At 46.1% G+C, this 18126-nt stretch carries 19 protein-coding genes; 10 read left to right on the forward strand and 9 right to left on the reverse strand.

The window, feature by feature from the left end; translation table 11 throughout:
* Positions 1-55: 55 nt before the first annotated feature.
* The 5 genes from rplW to KIS77_19310 form a co-directional block, all read right to left on the reverse strand.
* The gene (rplW, locus tag KIS77_19290) at positions 56-355 is read right to left on the reverse strand and encodes a 50S ribosomal protein L23 (protein MCW5924472.1); all 300 of its coding nucleotides are present in this window, start codon (positions 353-355) and stop codon (positions 56-58) included.
* Positions 356-438: 83 nt separating this feature from the next.
* Entirely contained in the window at positions 439-1065 is a 627-nt protein-coding gene (gene rplD / locus KIS77_19295) for a 50S ribosomal protein L4 (protein MCW5924473.1), read from the reverse strand.
* 27 nt (positions 1066-1092) lie between these two features.
* The gene (gene rplC / locus KIS77_19300) at positions 1093-1716 is read right to left on the reverse strand and encodes a 50S ribosomal protein L3 (GenBank protein ID MCW5924474.1); all 624 of its coding nucleotides are present in this window, start codon (positions 1714-1716) and stop codon (positions 1093-1095) included.
* Between the two features lie 233 nt (positions 1717-1949).
* Positions 1950-2258, reverse strand: coding sequence for a 30S ribosomal protein S10 (rpsJ, locus tag KIS77_19305; GenBank protein ID MCW5924475.1), 309 nt, complete (start codon positions 2256-2258; stop codon positions 1950-1952).
* A 130-nt stretch (positions 2259-2388) separates the two neighbouring features.
* Positions 2389-3837: a hypothetical protein gene (locus KIS77_19310; protein ID MCW5924476.1), complete on the reverse strand. Its 1449-nt coding sequence runs from the start codon at positions 3835-3837 to the stop codon at positions 2389-2391.
* 83 nt (positions 3838-3920) lie between these two features.
* Here KIS77_19310 and KIS77_19315 point away from each other — a divergent pair, with 83 nt between their 5' ends.
* Complete coding sequence (locus KIS77_19315) at positions 3921-5813, forward strand: family 20 glycosylhydrolase (protein MCW5924477.1); 1893 nt, start codon at positions 3921-3923, stop codon at positions 5811-5813.
* On the opposite strand, the gene KIS77_19320 is transcribed toward KIS77_19315, so the two are convergent.
* Positions 5810-6820: a DUF1028 domain-containing protein gene (locus tag KIS77_19320; protein MCW5924478.1), complete on the reverse strand. Its 1011-nt coding sequence runs from the start codon at positions 6818-6820 to the stop codon at positions 5810-5812. The two genes, KIS77_19315 and KIS77_19320, sit on opposite strands and share 4 nt — an antisense overlap.
* A 138-nt stretch (positions 6821-6958) precedes the next feature.
* Positions 6959-7588: a hypothetical protein gene (locus tag KIS77_19325; protein MCW5924479.1), complete on the reverse strand. Its 630-nt coding sequence runs from the start codon at positions 7586-7588 to the stop codon at positions 6959-6961.
* 86 nt (positions 7589-7674) lie between these two features.
* Here KIS77_19325 and KIS77_19330 point away from each other — a divergent pair, with 86 nt between their 5' ends.
* The 6 genes from KIS77_19330 to KIS77_19355 all read left to right on the forward strand — a co-directional run bounded on the left by KIS77_19330 (position 7675) and on the right by KIS77_19355 (position 13807).
* Positions 7675-7989 carry a hypothetical protein gene (locus KIS77_19330; protein MCW5924480.1) on the forward strand — a complete coding sequence of 105 codons (315 nt, stop codon included), beginning with the start codon at positions 7675-7677 and terminating at the stop codon, positions 7987-7989.
* Positions 7990-8251: 262 nt separating this feature from the next.
* Positions 8252-9349, forward strand: coding sequence for a site-specific integrase (locus KIS77_19335; GenBank protein MCW5924481.1), 1098 nt, complete (start codon positions 8252-8254; stop codon positions 9347-9349).
* A gap of 356 nt (positions 9350-9705) precedes the next feature.
* Positions 9706-10806: an OmpA family protein gene (locus KIS77_19340; protein ID MCW5924482.1), complete on the forward strand. Its 1101-nt coding sequence runs from the start codon at positions 9706-9708 to the stop codon at positions 10804-10806.
* Between the two features lie 268 nt (positions 10807-11074).
* Entirely contained in the window at positions 11075-11977 is a 903-nt protein-coding gene (locus KIS77_19345; protein MCW5924483.1) for a catechol 1,2-dioxygenase, read from the forward strand.
* Positions 11978-12161: 184 nt separating this feature from the next.
* A complete protein-coding gene (locus KIS77_19350) occupies positions 12162-12824 on the forward strand; it encodes an endonuclease/exonuclease/phosphatase family protein (GenBank protein MCW5924484.1) in 663 nt (220 codons plus the stop codon).
* Positions 12825-13006: 182 nt separating this feature from the next.
* On the forward strand, positions 13007-13807 hold the full coding sequence (locus KIS77_19355; GenBank protein MCW5924485.1) for a sterol desaturase family protein: 801 nt from the start codon (positions 13007-13009) through the stop codon (positions 13805-13807).
* Between the two features lie 13 nt (positions 13808-13820).
* On the opposite strand, the gene KIS77_19360 is transcribed toward KIS77_19355, so the two are convergent.
* Complete coding sequence (locus tag KIS77_19360) at positions 13821-14189, reverse strand: IS1 family transposase (protein MCW5924486.1); 369 nt, start codon at positions 14187-14189, stop codon at positions 13821-13823.
* A gap of 30 nt (positions 14190-14219) precedes the next feature.
* Entirely contained in the window at positions 14220-14534 is a 315-nt protein-coding gene (locus KIS77_19365) for an IS1 family transposase (GenBank protein MCW5924487.1), read from the reverse strand.
* Between the two features lie 347 nt (positions 14535-14881).
* Here KIS77_19365 and KIS77_19370 point away from each other — a divergent pair, with 347 nt between their 5' ends.
* The 3 genes from KIS77_19370 to KIS77_19380 all read left to right on the forward strand — a co-directional run bounded on the left by KIS77_19370 (position 14882) and on the right by KIS77_19380 (position 17974).
* A complete protein-coding gene (locus KIS77_19370; protein MCW5924488.1) occupies positions 14882-16786 on the forward strand; it encodes a DUF262 domain-containing protein in 1905 nt (634 codons plus the stop codon).
* Between the two features lie 188 nt (positions 16787-16974).
* The gene (arr, locus tag KIS77_19375; GenBank protein ID MCW5924489.1) at positions 16975-17424 is read left to right on the forward strand and encodes an NAD(+)--rifampin ADP-ribosyltransferase; all 450 of its coding nucleotides are present in this window, start codon (positions 16975-16977) and stop codon (positions 17422-17424) included.
* Positions 17425-17428: 4 nt separating this feature from the next.
* On the forward strand, positions 17429-17974 hold the full coding sequence (locus KIS77_19380) for a dihydrofolate reductase (GenBank protein MCW5924490.1): 546 nt from the start codon (positions 17429-17431) through the stop codon (positions 17972-17974).
* Positions 17975-18126: the final 152 nt, after the last annotated feature.

The following is an 18126-nucleotide window of genomic DNA, read 5'->3' on the forward strand; positions in this document are numbered from 1 at the left end:
TGATATGGTAGCAATAAGTTATTGTCTGTTTTTAATCTGCCGAACGCAGGTCGTTTTATTCGCTTGCGCCAAAGAGGTCAATGGTTTCGCCCGGAGTGAGCGTCACATAAGCCTTTTTGTATGAAGACTTTGTGCCGCGCACGATGGCGGTTTTGGTGCTGCGCGATTTGGGCTTGCCCGGCATAATCGCCGTGTTCACGCGGTCAACGGAGACGTTGAACATCTTTTCGACCGCGTTGCGGATTTCGATTTTGTTGGCATCCTTGTTCACCACGAACGCATAAGTGTTGCGCTTGTCGGCGAGTTTGGTCGCCTTTTCCGTGATGACTGGCTTTATCAAAATTTGCTTAGCCATTTTTGTTGTTCGTTGTTGGTTGTTCGCTGTTCGCTGGCCACTTTAGAACTACTGGCGGTCAACGATGAACGAGCAACGAGAGGTTACGCACAATTTTCCTTGATTTTATCAATCGCGCTTTCAGTGATGACGACTGCTCCTGCTTGCATGATTTGATAGGTGTTCAAGTCGGAAGCGGGTGCTATGGAAGCCTTTTCGATGTTGCGGCAGGAGAGGTACAACGTCTTGTCGTAGCTGCCCAATACCGTGAGGGGCTTCTTGTCGGCCACTTTGAGGGCGGTCAAAATGTTTTGGAAATCCTTTGTCTTAGGAGCTTCAAAAGTGAAATCTTCCACTACGATGATGCCGCCTGCTTTTGCTTTGGCTGAAAGGGCGCTGCGGCGGGCAAGGCGACGCACTTTCGCATTGACCTGAATGTCATAGTTGCGTGGACGTGGGCCAAATACTCGGCCACCACCGCGATAGAGGGGGTTGTTGATGTCGCCCTTACGCGAGCCTCCCGTGCCTTTTTGCTTGTGCAATTTACGGGTGGAGCCGCTGACTTCGCTGCGCTCTTTCGATTTGTGGGTTCCTTGGCGCTGAGCGGCAAGGTAGCGTTTCACATCAAGCCAAACGCTGTGCTCGTGTGGTTCGATGCCGAATATCTCTTCCGGGAGCTCTACTGACCTGCCGGTGGATTCGCCTTTGATGTTATAGACCGAAACTTTCATTTCCTGCGGAAATTATTGGTCAAGAAATTATTTTTCAATTGTTACATAAGCGCCCTTGTGACCCGGAATCGCGCCTTTGATAAGGAGGATGTTCTGGTCAGGGAACACTTTCAAAATTTGCAGTTTGCGCACTTTTACCTGCTCGTTGCCCATTTGGCCTGCCATGCGCATCCCTTTCATCACCTTGGCGGCGAAGGAAGAGTTGCCGAGCGAGCCGGGCGCTCGAAGGCGGTTGTGCTGACCGTGCGTTTGCTGCATCACGCCGCCGAAGCCGTGACGCTTCACGACGCCTTGGAAGCCTTTGCCCTTGGAGGTGCCGGTCACGACCACTTTGTCGCCTTCCGCAAACACGTCGGCCACCGTCACCTCGTCGCCGAGGTTCTTGGTCAGGCTCATGTTGCGAAACTCTTTCACTTTGTAGAGCGGCTCTTCAAGACCCGCTTTTTGGAAATGCCCCATGAGAGGCTTGGGCGTGTTTTTCGTTTTGCGGTCGCCGAAAGCCAACTGGAGGGCAGCGTAACCGTCGTTTTCTTCGGTGCGCACTTGCGTGACGACGCAGGGGCCAGCTTCAATGATGGTGACTGCCACGTTTTTGCCGTTGCTGTCATAGATGCTGGTCATCCCGATTTTTTTGCCAATCAGACCGTTCACTGTGTCTCGAATTTTATGGTTGAACGATTGGATTTGTTCGATTGCGGATTTTTGGAGGCGTACCTGTCGAATGTGTTTCGGCGCAGATTTTTTTACCGAAAAAAAAACGCTTAAATTCCCTTTGACGGGTAAGCGTCCGATTCTGTTCAGTTACCCCCATTTGGGCTTGGCACTTTGAATCAAAATCGCGGTCTTAAAATCAAAAGCCGGAAATCAGCAATTCGAAGATTAACTCAGGTAAGCTTGACTTGAATGTCAACACCGCTCGGCAGTTCCAATTTGGAGAGAGCATCCACCGTTTTCTGGGTGGGTGTGTAGATTTCAATCAAGCGCTTGTGGGTGCGCAACTGGAACTGCTCACGAGCTTTCTTATTCACGTGCGGCGAGCGCAGCACTGTGAAAACTTCTTTCTCGGTAGGCAGCGGAATCGGGCCAGTCACAACGGCTCCACTCGCACGCACGGTCTTCACGATTTTTTCCGTGGACTTGTCCACCAGATTGTAGTCGTAAGACCGGAGTTTGATGCGAATTTTCTGATTCATTACCCTTGAAGGAATTTAAAATTTCAAATCGCGTCTTGAAAAACCAGTTCAACCAAACAAGATTTGGAGACCCCTTTTTCAAAAGCGCCCGCAAAGGTAAGAACACCGTATCTGAAAAACCAAGTAGGTTTTAAAATTTTCTGAAAAAAGTTTGCGGCACCTCCGTCACCAAAATCATCTGCCCGCCCACTTGCACCGTGCGCGTCGCTCCGCTTGCCGAAGTCAGCCATGCTATCAGTATGCGCGGCTTCGGCACTCCGGGCATGGGGTCGAAGGCATACAACCGCACTTCCGGCGCAGGCGACAAATCAGCCGAGAAGCGCAGACCAGTCAGGTCTGTCGCCAATTGTTCCAGTATTTCGTACCCTGCTTTTGCCGCGAAGGGATTTCCCGATTGCGGATGCTCCCCCTGCATGATGCCCGAAGAGGTGAACAGCCCCCCCGACTGTTCGTTGGGTTCGTCAATGGCCGTGAACACAAACGCCGCATCCACGCCAGCGGCCATCGCCTCCAAATAAGCGCGGGCATTCCAGATGCCTTGCACCGTTTCGGCAGAGCGCCCGCCGTGCGGCACGGCTCGCTGGGGGCTGGCAGGATGCGTGTCGTATCCAAATTCGGAAAGCCATATCGGCATGTTCGGCAGGTTTTTGTTGCGCCAGCGAACCAGGTCGCGGAGGCGCTCGCGGAGGCTGTCGGCTTCTGGCTGCACCCCATGACGAGTGAGGTGGATGCGAGGATTGTCGCGGCGGTTGGCGGCGTTGCAATAATGGTGCACATTCAGCACGTCGGCTGGGAACCGCCGGTCACGGCGGTTCGATTGACACCAAGCGAGCATCGCATCCAAATAGGCAACATTGATGTCTGCCAAACCCGGCATCACCACGCGCATGGTCGAATCGGCGATTTTGATGCCACAGAGTGGCCCCATTTGTCCTTCATGGCCATCGTAAGCTGCTGAAAGCATGGCTGCTGCCTGTTCGGGGGTGTACTGCGCAGCAGGGGGGCGCCACCACCGGTTGGGTTCGTTTTCAGGCTCGATGTAGTGGAGCAAATCCAGCCCTGAGGCGCTTGTGTTTTTAGAGTCGTTCGTCCAGCGCACTTCCGGGCTTACCCTCAGGCGCTCTGCCGGATGCTGCTGCCTGCCATAGCGGGCCGACCATTGATAAAGATAGGCGGCCCATTGCCGATAAGAAAGGGGGTTGGCGGGGTCTGTGGCGGGGTCGTTCATGGTTTCGTGTTGCCAAGCATCGCCAGCCGTTTTGGGCTTGAGCCATGCTGGCCGCCAGCTCAACACGGGCACCATCGTGACACCTTTATATTTGGCCTCGGCAAAAAGCGAGTCGTAATGTTCGTCGTTGGCACCGTGAGAAGGGGCCACCGTGATGCCGTCTTTCTTCCAAGTCCACTCGGTCATTTGGTATTGGCGTACCAGGCCGAAAGGCCGCACTTTGGAGAGCGGCACCCACGGAAACGAGTTGATGCCGAAAAAAGGATGCCCTGATGGGGGAACGGGCGGGGATTGAGCGTTGGCACAGATGGCCAGCAAGAGGAGGATGCTAATGAAGGGTGTCTGTTTCATCGTGTGTTCTTTTTTTGTTTGGAAATTTGGGACAACCAAAAAACATTTATTCCTTCGCCGCCACACTTTTAAATTATTGTTCCATGTTGCGTTATTTGCTCTGCCCGCTATTTTTCGCCATGTTTGGCATGGCCAATGCTCAAAACAACTCCCTAAACCTGATTCCACAACCCGTTGAATGGCAAGTGACGAACGGAACCTACGCGCTGGCGCGGGGCGCCACCATTGGGTTCGACAAACCCGAAGGTCGGGCAATTGCCGAAATGCTCGCTCAAAAATTGAACACTCCGACGGGCTTTTCTCTCAAAGCACAACAAAGCACCTCTGCCGCCATACAACTAAGGCTGAACAATACCCCCGACGCAAGGTTGGGTCAGGAAGGCTACACCCTCGAATCCACGCCCAAAGGCATCGTGATGACGGCCAACCAACCCGCAGGCTTGTTTTACGCCATGCAGACGTTGTTGCAACTTTTCCCAAAAGAGGTGGAAAGTAAAACCGTCGCAAAAGTGGACTGGAATATCCCGCTCGTGAAAATCGCTGACTACCCGCGTTTTGCTTGGCGCGGCATTATGCTCGATGTGAGCCGCCATTTTTTCTCAAAAGAGGACGTGAAAACACACATTGACCAAATTGCCCGGCTGAAATACAACACGTTTCACTGGCACCTGACCGACGACAATGGCTGGCGCATCGAAATAAAATCGCTGCCCAAGCTGACTTCCGTCGGGGCTTGGCGGGTGCAACGCGCCGGACGCTTTGGCGACCGCGCCGACCCCCAACCCGGCGAGCCGGCCACTTATGGGGGCTTTTACACGCACGACGACATTCGGGAAATCGTCCGGTACGCACAGGAACGCTTCGTGACCATTGTGCCGGAAATAGATGTGCCCGGCCACAGCATGGCGGCCATCGCTGCTTACCCCGAATTGAGCTGCACCAAAAACCCCGACACCAAGGTGAACCCCGGCACGCCTTTTTCGGAGTGGTATGGCAATGGCACGTTCAAGATGAACATTGACAACACGCTCAACCCCTCCGACGAAAAGGTGTATGAGTTTTTGGACAAGGTATTCACCGAAGTGGCCGCGCTTTTCCCCAACCCCTACATTCACGTCGGCGGCGACGAGTGCTACAAGGGCTACTGGAAGGAAGACCCCGGCTGTCAGGCTTTGATGAAAAAACTCAACATCCGGCATGTGGAGGATTTACAGGGGTATTTCATGGGGCGCGTGGAGCAAATCCTGCACTCGAAAGGCAAAAAACTGCTTGGCTGGGACGAGATTCTGGAAGGCGGCATCTCACCCAACGCAACGGTGATGAGTTGGCGGGGCATCAAGGGCGGGATTGAGGCCGCACAAATGGGCCACGACGTGGTGATGACTCCCACTACTTATGCCTACTTGGACTACAACCAAGGCGAGCCGACGATAGACCCACCCATTTATGCGTATCTGCGAGCCAAAAAGAGCTATAGCTTCGAACCTGTGCCGGATGGCGTTGACCCGAAATACATCCTTGGCGGGCAGGGCAATCTTTGGACCGAACAAGTCCCTACCCTGCGCTACGCGCAATACATGACGTACCCTCGCGCATGGGCGCTCTCGGAAGTGTATTGGTCGCCCAAGGAGAAAAAGAACTGGGAAGATTTCGCCAATCGCATGGAGGCCCACTTTGCCCGCGCCGATGTGGCCGAAATCAACTATTCCCGCGCCGTTTACGACGCGATTGTGAAGACCCGGCGGCAAGACGGGAAACTGTGGCTGGAAATGGACAACGAAATGCCGGGGCTGGACATCTTTTACTCCATTGACGACACCATGCCCGACAGGTTTTCCTCAAAATATGTCCAGCCCGTCGAATTGCCGGAAGGCCCGATTACGCTCCGCGTGATTACCTACCGCGACGGCAAGCCCATCGGCCACCTCATCACCTTGAGCCGCGAGGCGCTGGAAAAACGAGCAGGCCGTTTCTAATCCGCACAAATCACCCGTTTCACGCCCATGCGACCTTCCTTGTCCGTGAGGCGCAGATGAACCAGTCCACGCTGTTGGATGTGTAGGCGCGTCCCCGAAGCGATGTTGGGGCGGGTTTCGACCAGTTTGCCCTGCGCGTCGAAAACATCCATGCGGAGGAAGCCCAAGTCGTCGGGAAACGTCACGCGCACCTCGCCGGAAGCGGGATTGGGCGAAACGGAAAAGGAGAGCGCGTGCCGCGCATTTTCCAAACTGCTCAGGCAAATGTAGTTGGCATCAAACAACGCCTGCAAAGAGTCAATAGGCTCAATGCCTACCGGATTGTAGGAAACAAACAGGCGCAAATATGGCTCCTCAGGGCTGTCGTCGGGTGCCGCGACTTTAATGAAGGCAAACATGGAAGAGGTGCCATTGCTCAAACAGCGGGTGTCGGCACCGGGCACTTTGGCCCCTTGCATAGCGGCCATGAGCTTGTTGGCAAGGCACCCCTCGGCACTAAGAAAACGCGCTTCCATCGAATCGAGAATCCCCTGCCCTAACAGGATGTTGCCCTGAATCGAATAGTTGGGGCCTACTCGGTGGCCCTTCACATCGAAACAATTGACCCCCGTGAAAGCCGCAGCCGCCGGCGCACCATTCTGAAATGCCGCCACACCATACTGGCGTTGAGTGGAATTGCCCTGTGCGTCGTTCGCCACCAACCAATCAAGCACTCCCTGCGGCGACAGCCCCTCCGTCAAGCGAGCGCGAGCGTTCAACTGATTTTGAAGCAAATAAAATGACTGGGTGTTGATAGCACCGCGGCCCGGCAACAGGTCACCGAGAAAATCAGGAGCGAAATCGGGGAAAAAAGTCTGAAGGTTAGCGGCGCTAATGCAAGAAGCACCCGCACTTCCCACCTCTCCGGTGAGCGAGTCCACCGCGACGATGGAAAAGGTATCTTGAGCAAAGGAAACGCTGCCGCGGAGCAGCAACGCGAGCGCGAGACAAAGGATGCTTTTATTCATGAACGAACAGTTTTTGAGGGCAAGTGTACACTTATTTTGGCAAAGATGCCACAACCCAAAAGCCCAAGTCTTCCGTAGCACCGCCCACCCACTTTATCAGCAAATCGTTTCCTTTCATAAGCCACCACCCACTCGCGCTCATTCTCCATTTCGCCTCGCCGTTCCAAGATGTTCAAAGTCTTCTTTTCGCGTGAAATACTCCAGCCCCAGCACCAGTACGATGGTGCTGACAAAAACGATCTTCTGCGCAATCGGCAGAAACGAATAGTCGCCCGAACCATAGATGTACAGGGTGTAGTAAAAAAACAACAAGTAGAGGATGCACAGCACCTTGAACAGGTGCAACCTTGATTTTAGAATGAAAACCGTGATGTAAAACATGCTCAAGAGAAACAAGGTGGCGGATATAGTGACCATGAGATCGTGCAAGGGGGTCACGATCAAAAAGGTAAACAGCATACCACCGGAGCCTAAGTACTTGATGACCTTGGCGGCTCTCGTATGCGGTATTCTTTTGGAAAATCCGATGAAGAATAGCGCGAAACTCGCCGACAGGAAGATCATGCCCGCATCAGCCCAGAGTCTGGATGGATTGTCCGAACCGTTCACCGCTTTTGCCGCGAATAGGTTGCTGATAAAATTTTTTGACCAGACAAAGCCGACGGAATCCTTGTCGGACAGCGAGCCGCCCGGATACACCTGCATGGCCCACAGCAGCAGGAATACGGAAATAGAGATGCCGAGCAGAACAGCGTGTTTTTTCAGCATGTTGTAGCAGTTAAAGACAGGTTGATTTTTCCCGATGCCGCTCCGGGGCATCGGGTTGAAAAGACCGCAAAGTTGTTGTTTTCCAAATGGAAAAACCCACCGCACCCAGATTAAAAAGCGCAGACCCACAGCGGCGAGCACCGCAGCCTGCCGTACGACGGTGTTTTAGCCTCCAGCCCGCTGCCCTGCTGCGAGCAGGCGGAAAAAAATCCGGCGCGGCTTCGCCAAACAGCGCGGGCGGAATGCGCGCCCACACGCTTGGTGCAGTAGCGAAAAGCCCGCAGCAAGAGACCAAGAAGTTGGTGGCACGGTTGGTGCGGGGAAGCGAGGCACATAGCACACTATTGGACATTTTTCCAACCGCAGAGACGCAGAGACGCAGAGACGCGGAGGGTTTCTAAGAATCTGATTTTCAAAAAAATAAAAACTCTGCGTCTCCGCGTCTCTGCGGTGAATTTGAAAATGTCCAGTAGTGTGGGCACATAGAAGCCTCTTCACGCCCCGGTTTGTTTGGCAAACCTGAAGAACAGGCTTGAAAGCCCTGTGCATTTGCTACACTCGAACCTTGAATCTGCTAGGAATAAAAAACGACGCGCCAAGATTTTGAAAGTTGGTGGGGCTGTGGTTACTTTTGCCGTACTTCAAATCGAAACCACAGACGATATGGCACTACAAAACAACAAACAGGTCTCGTACAGTGTGGGTACCCACAAGGGCCAAGCGGTCATCTACATTCGATTTGAGTACGACCGGGCACTCATCGAGGAAACTAAAAGATTGACCGACGCTCGATGGAGCCAATCGCAAAAGGCTTGGTATGTACTGGATACTGCCTCGTACCGGAAGATGTTTGGACTGGAAAGCCAACCGGTGGTTTCGGATACTGTTCTGCCGGGCATCGGCTCGGTCAACCAACCGGCTCTGACGGCATTCGTGTCAACCTTGCAGCTAAAGGCGTACAGTCCGAACACGATCCGAACATACCGCAACGAGTTTGTACAACTGCTTCAGTACTTGGATGACAGCACGCCGGTAGATACCCTGAGCACGGAACATCTTCGGGCGTATTTCTTGCACTGCACCAACAATCTGAAATTGTCGGAAAACACCCTGCACAGCAGAATCAATGCCGTGAAGTTTTATTTCGAGCAGGTGTTGGGGCGAGCAAAGATGTTTATCGAAATACCTCGGCCCAAAAAAAAGGTCATTTTGCCCAATGTGCTGGCCATCGCACAAGTGGAGCGTCTCTTTTCGCAGCTCGAGAATCTGAAGCACAAGACCATGCTATACTTGGCGTACTCCGCAGGACTGCGGGTGAGCGAAGTGGTCAACTTGAAGGTCAAGGATATCCATTCGGAACGCATGGTGATCAACATCAAAGGGGCAAAGGGAAAAAAAGACCGTACGGTAGCCCTGTCACAAGGGATATTGGAGTTGCTGCGCAAATACTATGTCGCCTACAAACCCCAAGATTGGCTTTTTGAAGGACAATACCCTGAAAGCCCGTACAGCACGCGCAGCTTGCAGCAGATTTTTAGGAGGGCCAAAACGGCTGCCGGAATTTTGCAGGACGTCACGTTTCACAGCCTGAGGCACAGCTATGCCACACACCTGCACGAGGCCGGGACAGACCTCAAACTCATCCAGGAACTCTTGGGGCACAACGACATCAAAACGACGCTCCGCTACACACATGTCAGCAACCGAACACTGGAAAACATCAAAAGTCCGTTTGATGCCTTAAACCTGAAAAACGAGTAGGGGCTTTGTCGTACTTTTTGTATTGTTGGCTTCGACAATACAAAAAATACGACAAAACTTTCGTATATTTGAGAGTTGCGCCGCAATCCCTTCGGGATTGCGGCGCAACGCCCGCTCCGCTTTCGCGGACAGCCGTACGCCGCCCCTTCGGGACTGCGTACAACTGTCCGCTTGGCAAAATCCAAAAAAATTTTTTTCGCTTCGCGAAATTTTTTTGGACTTCGCCAAGCGGAGCGGGCGTTAGCGGCAAGTGTTAACGAAAGTATTGATAACGAACAGCTTAATACAGGCATACTAACAGATTAAAGATTATAAGATTTCATTTTAACATAATACAAACGTAAGAAATTTTACCTATGTTGCTATCCATTTCTTTCCAAATCTTTGGTATAATGTTTAGGCGTCATCACACCAAAAACATCAATAGCCGAACACAAAATGGCTATTCAAAATTTAAGCCAAGCAAAATGAGTTTATATGCCCCCAATCATTTTAACTGCACGATACTGATTAACTTACTTTTTAGTTTAGGGTTATTTCTTATTGCTATTCCTTTGCAGGCTCAAAACGAAAAGTTAACAATTAGCGGCTATGAAGGTAGTAATTTAATCGGCCAGTATCAAAGCAATTATGTGCAATATCTGATAGCAGAAGGTCCGCTTTCGTATGGAGAATTTCCGAAAAAATCAACTCCCGAAGGTGCTTTAGAGTGCTTTCTCTACAAAGGTCCTTCAGGACGCACCGCCCTTGAAGTATTCAGAAATTATGAACAACAGCTCAAAAAATCAGGATTGAGCATACTGTTTAGCTGCTCTGACCGCAGTTGCAATGATGGTGGATTCCAGAACTTTTTTATTACCATTTACGGAAGCGAGAATAATAAAGTAGAGAGTAGAAGTACCTTCCCTTCAAAAGAAATAACCAAAATTTATAGCGGAAAATACTACTTGAGTGCTGTATTAAAAGGGACAGAAAGCAACAAATACGTTACGATTGGAGTGGCAGATGTTGATAATACAATTTATACCTACATTGATATCTTAACAGAGAAAAGTATGGATGCAGATATGGTTAAGATAACGGCTGAATACATCAAAAATCAAATTAAAGCAGAAGGGAAAGTAGTCATCTATGAGGCACTGTTTGAAACGGGTAAATCTACTTTATTGCCCTCAGCTACTGGTATTATTGATGAAATGTTCTCTTACATCAAAGCTAATCCCACCAAAAATTTTTATATTGTTGGTCATACTGATGATACTGGTGATTTTGATGCAAATATGACCCTCTCAATTCAACGAGCCCAAAAGATTGCAGACGAACTAATAAAAAAAGGTGTATCTGCTCGCCAAATAACAGCAAAAGGTGTAGGACCATTAGCTCCAATTAGAACTAATCAAACGGACGAAGGAAAACAACGAAATAGGCGTGTAGAATTAGTAGAGCGTTTGAAGTAAGTTGAAAATGATTTTTAAATCCATTTAGGTCATATTGATAATTGTGAGTTGAAGTTCCTTAAAAGAATATCGAAACAGACAAAGTAATAACAACACCAGCCGCTAACACGGATTTTGCGTCATGCGGGTGGACGTGCAAACTTGGAGCATTGTGCTTCTATTCAAGTTCAGTGCTGGTTGACAGTTTTGTGCTCCGAAACCCGCCCGAACGCAAAGCCCGAAACCGTTGGTGGCAATTGTTCAACTTCTTTCTTAACATTAACAACATATGAATAGAAGAGACTTTCTAATTAACACAACGCTGACAGCAGTTGCGTTGACAGCTCTTGGCCACCCCTATTTGTATGGAAATACATATATCGGGGATTGTGAAACAACCTCTGACCTGTTAGGTCCGTTCTACAGACCGGATAGCCCTATTAGGAACAACCTCGTTGTTGCAGAAGAAAACCATCCAAAAATTATTTTAAAAGGAGTTGTCAGACATGACGATTGTACGACGCCATACAAAGGAGCCAAGATCGAATTGTGGCATTGCTCGCCTGAAGGCGTCTATGATAACGACACAGATGCTTTTTTGTACAGAGGGACAACTTATTGCAACGAAAGAGGAGAATATGAATTCACCACACAAATGCCCGTTCCGTATCTTGACGGCCCCGTAAATTATAGACCTGCTCACTTTCATTTATTGATTTCGGCAGAAGGTTATCAAAGTCTCATAACGCAAATCTATTTCAAGGGCGACCCACACATTAAAGAAGACCTTTCCTCAGCCAACGGCAAAGCTTCCCGGCGTATTTTGGAAACACAGGTGGTAAACGGGGTAAGTCAAGTGCAATTCGACATTGTTTTGTCGAAAAAGTATGTCGTCTCTGCAAAGAATTTAGACAAGTTGTTAGGGGAATATACTACTGCCGATAGGAAAAAGACGATACAATTCTTCAATAACGACGGACAACTTTGGATTAAAAACAAACCATACGGACAAGGATTTGATTATAAGGGCAACAACCATTTTGCAATTTATGGCTGGCCAGAAAATACCTGGTGGACATTTGATTTTACGCTGGAAAAAAATGGAAATATAACGGCGACGGAGAAATATAAATGGGACGAGGTTAAAGAAATTGTAGCCGTGTATCATAAAACAAAATCAGAGAATAAATAAAACTGCCACCAACAGTACATTGCTGCAAGTGTGGCTGATGTACTGCTATTGGGCTGACGAATAGCACGGCATCTGATTATCTTTATTTAAGTGTATTACCAGCAATGCCACACCTGACAGCAATGCCTTGACGTTAGCGGTGATTTTACGAGACACGGTAAGCATAGATAATTGACTGACAAAAATGAGAATAGCAACTTGGAATTTAGAACGGCTCGACAAGAGAAAAAATCAACTCATTCTTGACAAGTTGGTTGACATAAATGCTGACATTTTAGTGCTGACAGAAACAAATTCATTAATTCAACTTGATAATTACAGTTGCATTTCAACAGACCTTTTGCCGACCGAATTTGACGGCATAAAATATAACGTTGGCGAAAACAGAGTTAGTATATTGACAAAGTATAAGGCGGCAACTCAACACAAAACTTTTGACAGTTACACGACTGTTTGCACAGATATTGAAACCCCGTTTGGACTTTTGACAGTTTACGGTTCAATTATTGGAGTTTTTGCAAACCGCCAACCACGTTTCGATAACGACCTCAACGGACAACTTGCAGACTTTGAAAAGATATTTCCCGGCAGACAGGTTTGTATTGCAGGCGACTTGAACGTAACATTTTCGGGACGACCTTGGCCAAGTAATAAGGCTCGACAAATACTTTTGGACGCATTTACAACTTACGGACTAACAAATACAACCGCAAAAATTGCTGACATAGTTGACCATATTATTTTGAGCAACGACTTTATAGAGAACAAGCATATAGAAATTGAAACTTGGAACACAGACAAAAAATTAAGCGACCACGTTGGACATTTATTAACTTTGACAGTATGAACAGAAAAGAAAAAACCACCGCTAACATGGGTTTTGCGTCAGGCGGGCTGACGTGCAAACTCGTAGGTTCGTTCTTATATTCAAGTTCAGTGCTGGTTGACAGTTTTGTGCTTCAAAACCCGCCCGACCGCAAAGCCCAAAAACGTTGTAGGCAACTTTGACAGACCCTAAAATTTTAAACCGTGATAGAAAAGGTATTTCACTATCTGACCAATCTTAACCCAGACATTTTCATGGCGTTTATATTGGCATTTTTATTTTCGTTAGAACAAATATTTACAGGAGTGTCATCCTTGATTAAAAGGACACCTCATTTAATCAACAATATTATTCTTCAAATTGGCTATGTTCTACTGAATCTTGGACTGGCTACTTTAGTTCTTAAAGTCTTAAACTGGACAGATGCTAATAAATATGGGCTTTTTAATATTATTGAACTGCCTTATTACATGAAAGTAATTTTCGGTGTTTTTTGTATTGACCTGACATATTATTTTTCACACCGACTTGCTCATACTTGGGAACTGTTTTGGCGTCTTCACAGAGTGCATCACAGTGACATAATAATGGACAGCTCTACAACATATAGATTTCATCCTCTTGATGCTATTTTAGATAATCTCGCTACTGTTACAGCAGCAGTAATATTCGGGCTTGACGGAACTATATTGATTTTTTGGCTCATTTTGTATATGCCATTATTAGTTTTACATCATACCAGTTTTATAATGCCTAGTTGGTTTGACAGAACATTTGGAAAAATAATAGTTTCGCCAAATTTTCATAAAATACATCATCATCAAGAGCAAAGGTTTACTGACTCTAATTACGGTTTAATATTTATTTTCTGGGATAAGCTTTTTAAAACTTATAAAGAAATTCCTGTTAGTGAAATCAAGTATGGACTATCAGAGTTTGACAATCCAGTACGACAAAAATTTTGGTATTTACTAAAAAGCCCTTTTATAAACGTAAAGAAATAGGTAGTGGAAATATTTAACTGATGACATTTAAGTTGTAGTGGTATGCGAATAGTTTGAAGTGCAGATTGAGCATATACTCCTTTTTGGAGAAGGAGAGGGTTTTTCGGACGAATCGGCTGATACGCTGGCGCAAGGTGTTGTTCAGCCTTTCAACATGGTTTGTCAGACCGGTCTCCTTGCCGACCATGTAGTGTGTTTCGTTGGGCAAGCATTGGTACGCCGTCCAAAAATCGCTGAAACTCAAGCATTTTTGGTACTCGTAGGGTAGTTTTCGCCAAAGGCGCTTGCAGGAGTCCATCGAGCCATCGCCAATGAAAAAGGAAAGTATCTGCCTAGTTCTACAGCACTGGACAATCCAGACCCGTACTTGATTGATTTTCACGGCGAATGTAAGTGAACATTTCGTCCGCCTCTAACTGGTCGTCGGCTTGTCCTTCCTCAATGGTGGTTTTGAATGGGGGGAGTTGCCGGGCTTTTTTTTTAACCAATTGAGTACCGTCCGATGCGAGACATTCAACAAGCGCCCCGTGCCTCGAAGGCTTTGCCGCTCTTGGTAGGCACGCTCCACCAGTTCGGGGTCCATGTTCCTGCTGGGTTGCTTGCTGTCCAATACCCGGCAGCAACCACAATCTTTGCACTTGTAGGTTTGGGTGCCGGAGCGGTTTTTCCCGTTTTTGACGATGTTGCTGCTTTCACAGCGGTGGCAACGACGAACTTCCGTTATCATGGCGCAAAATTACATTGTCAGTTAAATATTTCCACTACCAAGAAATAAAAGCTGCCTACAACAAGAGGTTTGGCGTTATGTCGGCGGACTTTAACGCAATCGTCAACTTTGGTACATGTGGCGTCTGTTATTCCTAGCTTGACGGAACGCTATTCACCTGTATTTTGTAAGCATCAACTAATTAGCTTTAATAATCAACAGTTCCGGGCAGGACGTTTTTCAAATTCCGCCACATCGCCAAGCCCCGAACGTTGCGCCGCAATCCCTTCGGGATTGCGGCGCAACGCCCGCTCCGCTTTCGCGGACAGCCGTACGCCGCCCCTTCGGGACTGCGTACAACTGTCCGCTTGGCAAAATCCAAAAAAATTTTTTTCGCTTCGCGAAATTTTTTTGGACTTCGCCAAGCGGAGCGGGCGTTAGCGGTCAGCTTAAAAAGACAACACATCATATCAAAGCAAACAGACAGAAAAATGAGTTACGAAAAATTGACAATAAAACAGATAATAGAAAAAATTGGAAACAACGAAATTTATCTACCTGCAATTCAAAGAAAGTTTGTTTGGAAACAAGAACAAACTGAAAAACTTTTTGATTCTATTCAACAAGGCTATCCAATAGGCACTTTTTTATTTTGGTTTGTAAAAAGACCACATATAGACAACTATGTTTTTTACAAGTTTCTTCAAAACTATCACCAGCGTGACAACTTTTTAAATATTCGTGTTCCTAACCCTGAGCTAAAAGACGAAATCATTGGTGTATTAGACGGACAACAGCGTCTAAGTTCAATTTATTTAGCACTGCAAGGAACTTATGCTGTAAAAAAGCCTTACTTTTCTTGGGACAATGATTCCGCTTTTCCAAAGAAGACTTTACACCTTAATCTACTAAGTCAAATTCATTTAGACGAAGACAGCGAAAACAACTTTTCTTTTAGCTTTATAACAGAAGATGATGCAAAAATCAAGAATGAAACAACATTGTGGTTTAAAGTAAGAGATGTGCTTGTTTGGGATAAAGATAGTCCACCAGTTGATGAGTTTTACGATGATTTAGTAAGTAACAATCCTACTATCAATGCACTTTCAGATAAAGAAACAAGAAGTAGAATCAAACGGATAGTTAGAGATATTCATTCACGTTTAGTCAGAGAAGAACTAATAAACTTCTTCAAAATTGAAGAGCAAGAGCTTGATAATATTTTGAAAATTTTCGTTCGTGTTAATAGCGGTGGAACTATTCTTTCTAAAACAGACCTATTATTTTCAACGATTGTTGCTAACTGGGAAAATGGACGAGATGAAATAGAATCCTTCTTAACGACAATCAATAAATTAGGGGACACATTCAATTTCAACAACGACTTTGTAATGAGATGTTGTTTGATGTTAACAGATTGTGATGTTCTATTTAAGGTTGGAAGTTTTAAAACAGAAAATGTTATTAAAATAAAAGACAATTGGAATCTAATCAAACAAGCAATACAAAGAACAATTGAGCTTCTTGTTGAATTTGGAATGAGTGGAGCTACATTATCTTCTCAAAATTCTGTTTTACCAATATCATATTATTTGATGAAAGGTGGTGTGTTAGATTCAGCCACAAAATATGAACTAAAGAAATATTTATTTCACGCTCTTTTGAAAAATGTATTTAGTGGTCAAGGCGACACTGTTTTGACTAATCTTAGAAATTCATTAAGAACTAAACCAGACGGAGCTACAGACTACACTTTAAGAGAGAATAGATTTAGTTTTAACAGCATAGTAGGTTTGAAATTGCCATCAAATAAATCATTAAAAATTAATGATGATGATATTGATGAATTTTTACGCTACAAAAAAGGCAATAATGCTTTTCTTGTGTTGTCTTTCTTATATCCAAATTTAAAATACGGACAAGTAAAGTTTCATCAAGACCATATACACCCACAATCTCAATTCACGGACGCAAAAATGAGTAATCTTTCTATTCCAAATACAGACTTTGCAACGTATTACGAGTGCAGAGACTCTTTACCAAACTTGCAATTATTGGAAGGAATAGAAAATATTAAAAAAAATAAAACATCGTTCGCTGATTGGCTAAATTCAAGAGACGAAAACAATAATCCTGTAGTTAGCGACATAAACAAATTTCTTGCGGACAACTACATTGACAATACTCTAAGTTTAGACTTCAGAGACTTTATAACATTTTATAATCACAGAAAACAAACTCTAAAGACAAAACTTCAAAGCATACTTAAATAAAGAAAGCCGAACCGCTAACACGGGTTTTGCGTCAGGCGGGGTGACGTGCAAACTTGGAGCTTTGTGCTTCTATTCAAGTTCAGTGCTGGTTGACAATTTAGTGCTCCGAAACCCGCCCGAACGCAAAGCCCGAAAACGTTAGCGGGCATTGTAAATACCGACCAGTCCGAACAAATAAACTTTTGACAATGGAGAATAACGACAATAAATCAATTTCAACAAGCGTACAAGGAGCAACACCTTTCGCTCAGACTTATTTTCACGGGACTAAGGCAGACCTAAAAGTTGGCGACTTAATTGAAGTTGGTTTCAACTCTAACTACGGACAACAAAAAAACGCAAAATACATTTTTTTGACAGGGACATTAGACGCAGCAATTTGGGGAGCAGAACTTGCTTTCGGTGACGGACGTGAAAGAATTTATTTGGTAGAACCAACAGGAGAAATTGAGAATGACCCGGACTTGACCGACAAGAAATTTCCCGGAAATCCAACGCAATCTTATCGTTCTACCAAGCCTTTCAGAGTAGTTGGAGAAGTAACCGTTTGGCAAGGACATCCAGCAGAACAAGTAAAGACAATGAAAGAACACCTTGAAAAATTGAAAGAACAAGGCATAAATTCATTAAACGATTGAGTAAATGAGAAAAGTAATTTTAGACTTAGCCGTAACTCTTGACGGATATATTGAAGGTTCTAATGGAGAAATAGATTGGTGCATAATGGACGATGATATGGACTTTGATGGTTTTCTATCAACCATTGACACCATATTTTATGGACGTGTAAGTTATGATTTATGGGGAAACTTTCGGCCTGAAAAAAATGCAAGTGAAACGGAGTTGAAACTTTGGGAAGGAGTTCACTCAAAGAGAAAATATGTATTTTCAAAACAAAACAGACAAGACCCAAATGCATCGTTTATCAGTTCAGGAATTTCGGACGAAGTAACAAATATTAAAAACCAAGAAGGTAAGGACATTTGGCTTTATGGTGGAGCAAGTCTAATTAAAACATTTATACAACTTGGACTAATTGACATTTACCGAATATCCGTTCATCCGACAGTATTAGGAAGCGGTAAACCTTTATTTGAAGACTTGAAAGAACGAATAAATTTAACTTTGATTAAGACGAATAAATATAAATCAGGCGTTGTGCAACTGATATATGAAACGAAGAAATGAACAACAACCCGCTAACACGGGTTTTGCGTCAGGCGGGGTGATGTGCAAACTTGGAGTTTTGTGCTTCTATTCAAGTGCAGTGCTGGGTTGACAGTTTTGTGCTCCGAAATCCGCCACTACGCCAAGCGCCAAAACGTTGTGGGCAATGCAAA

It is taken from the genome of Saprospiraceae bacterium, assembly GCA_026129545.1.
In the GTDB taxonomy this organism is placed as follows: domain Bacteria; phylum Bacteroidota; class Bacteroidia; order Chitinophagales; family Saprospiraceae; genus M3007.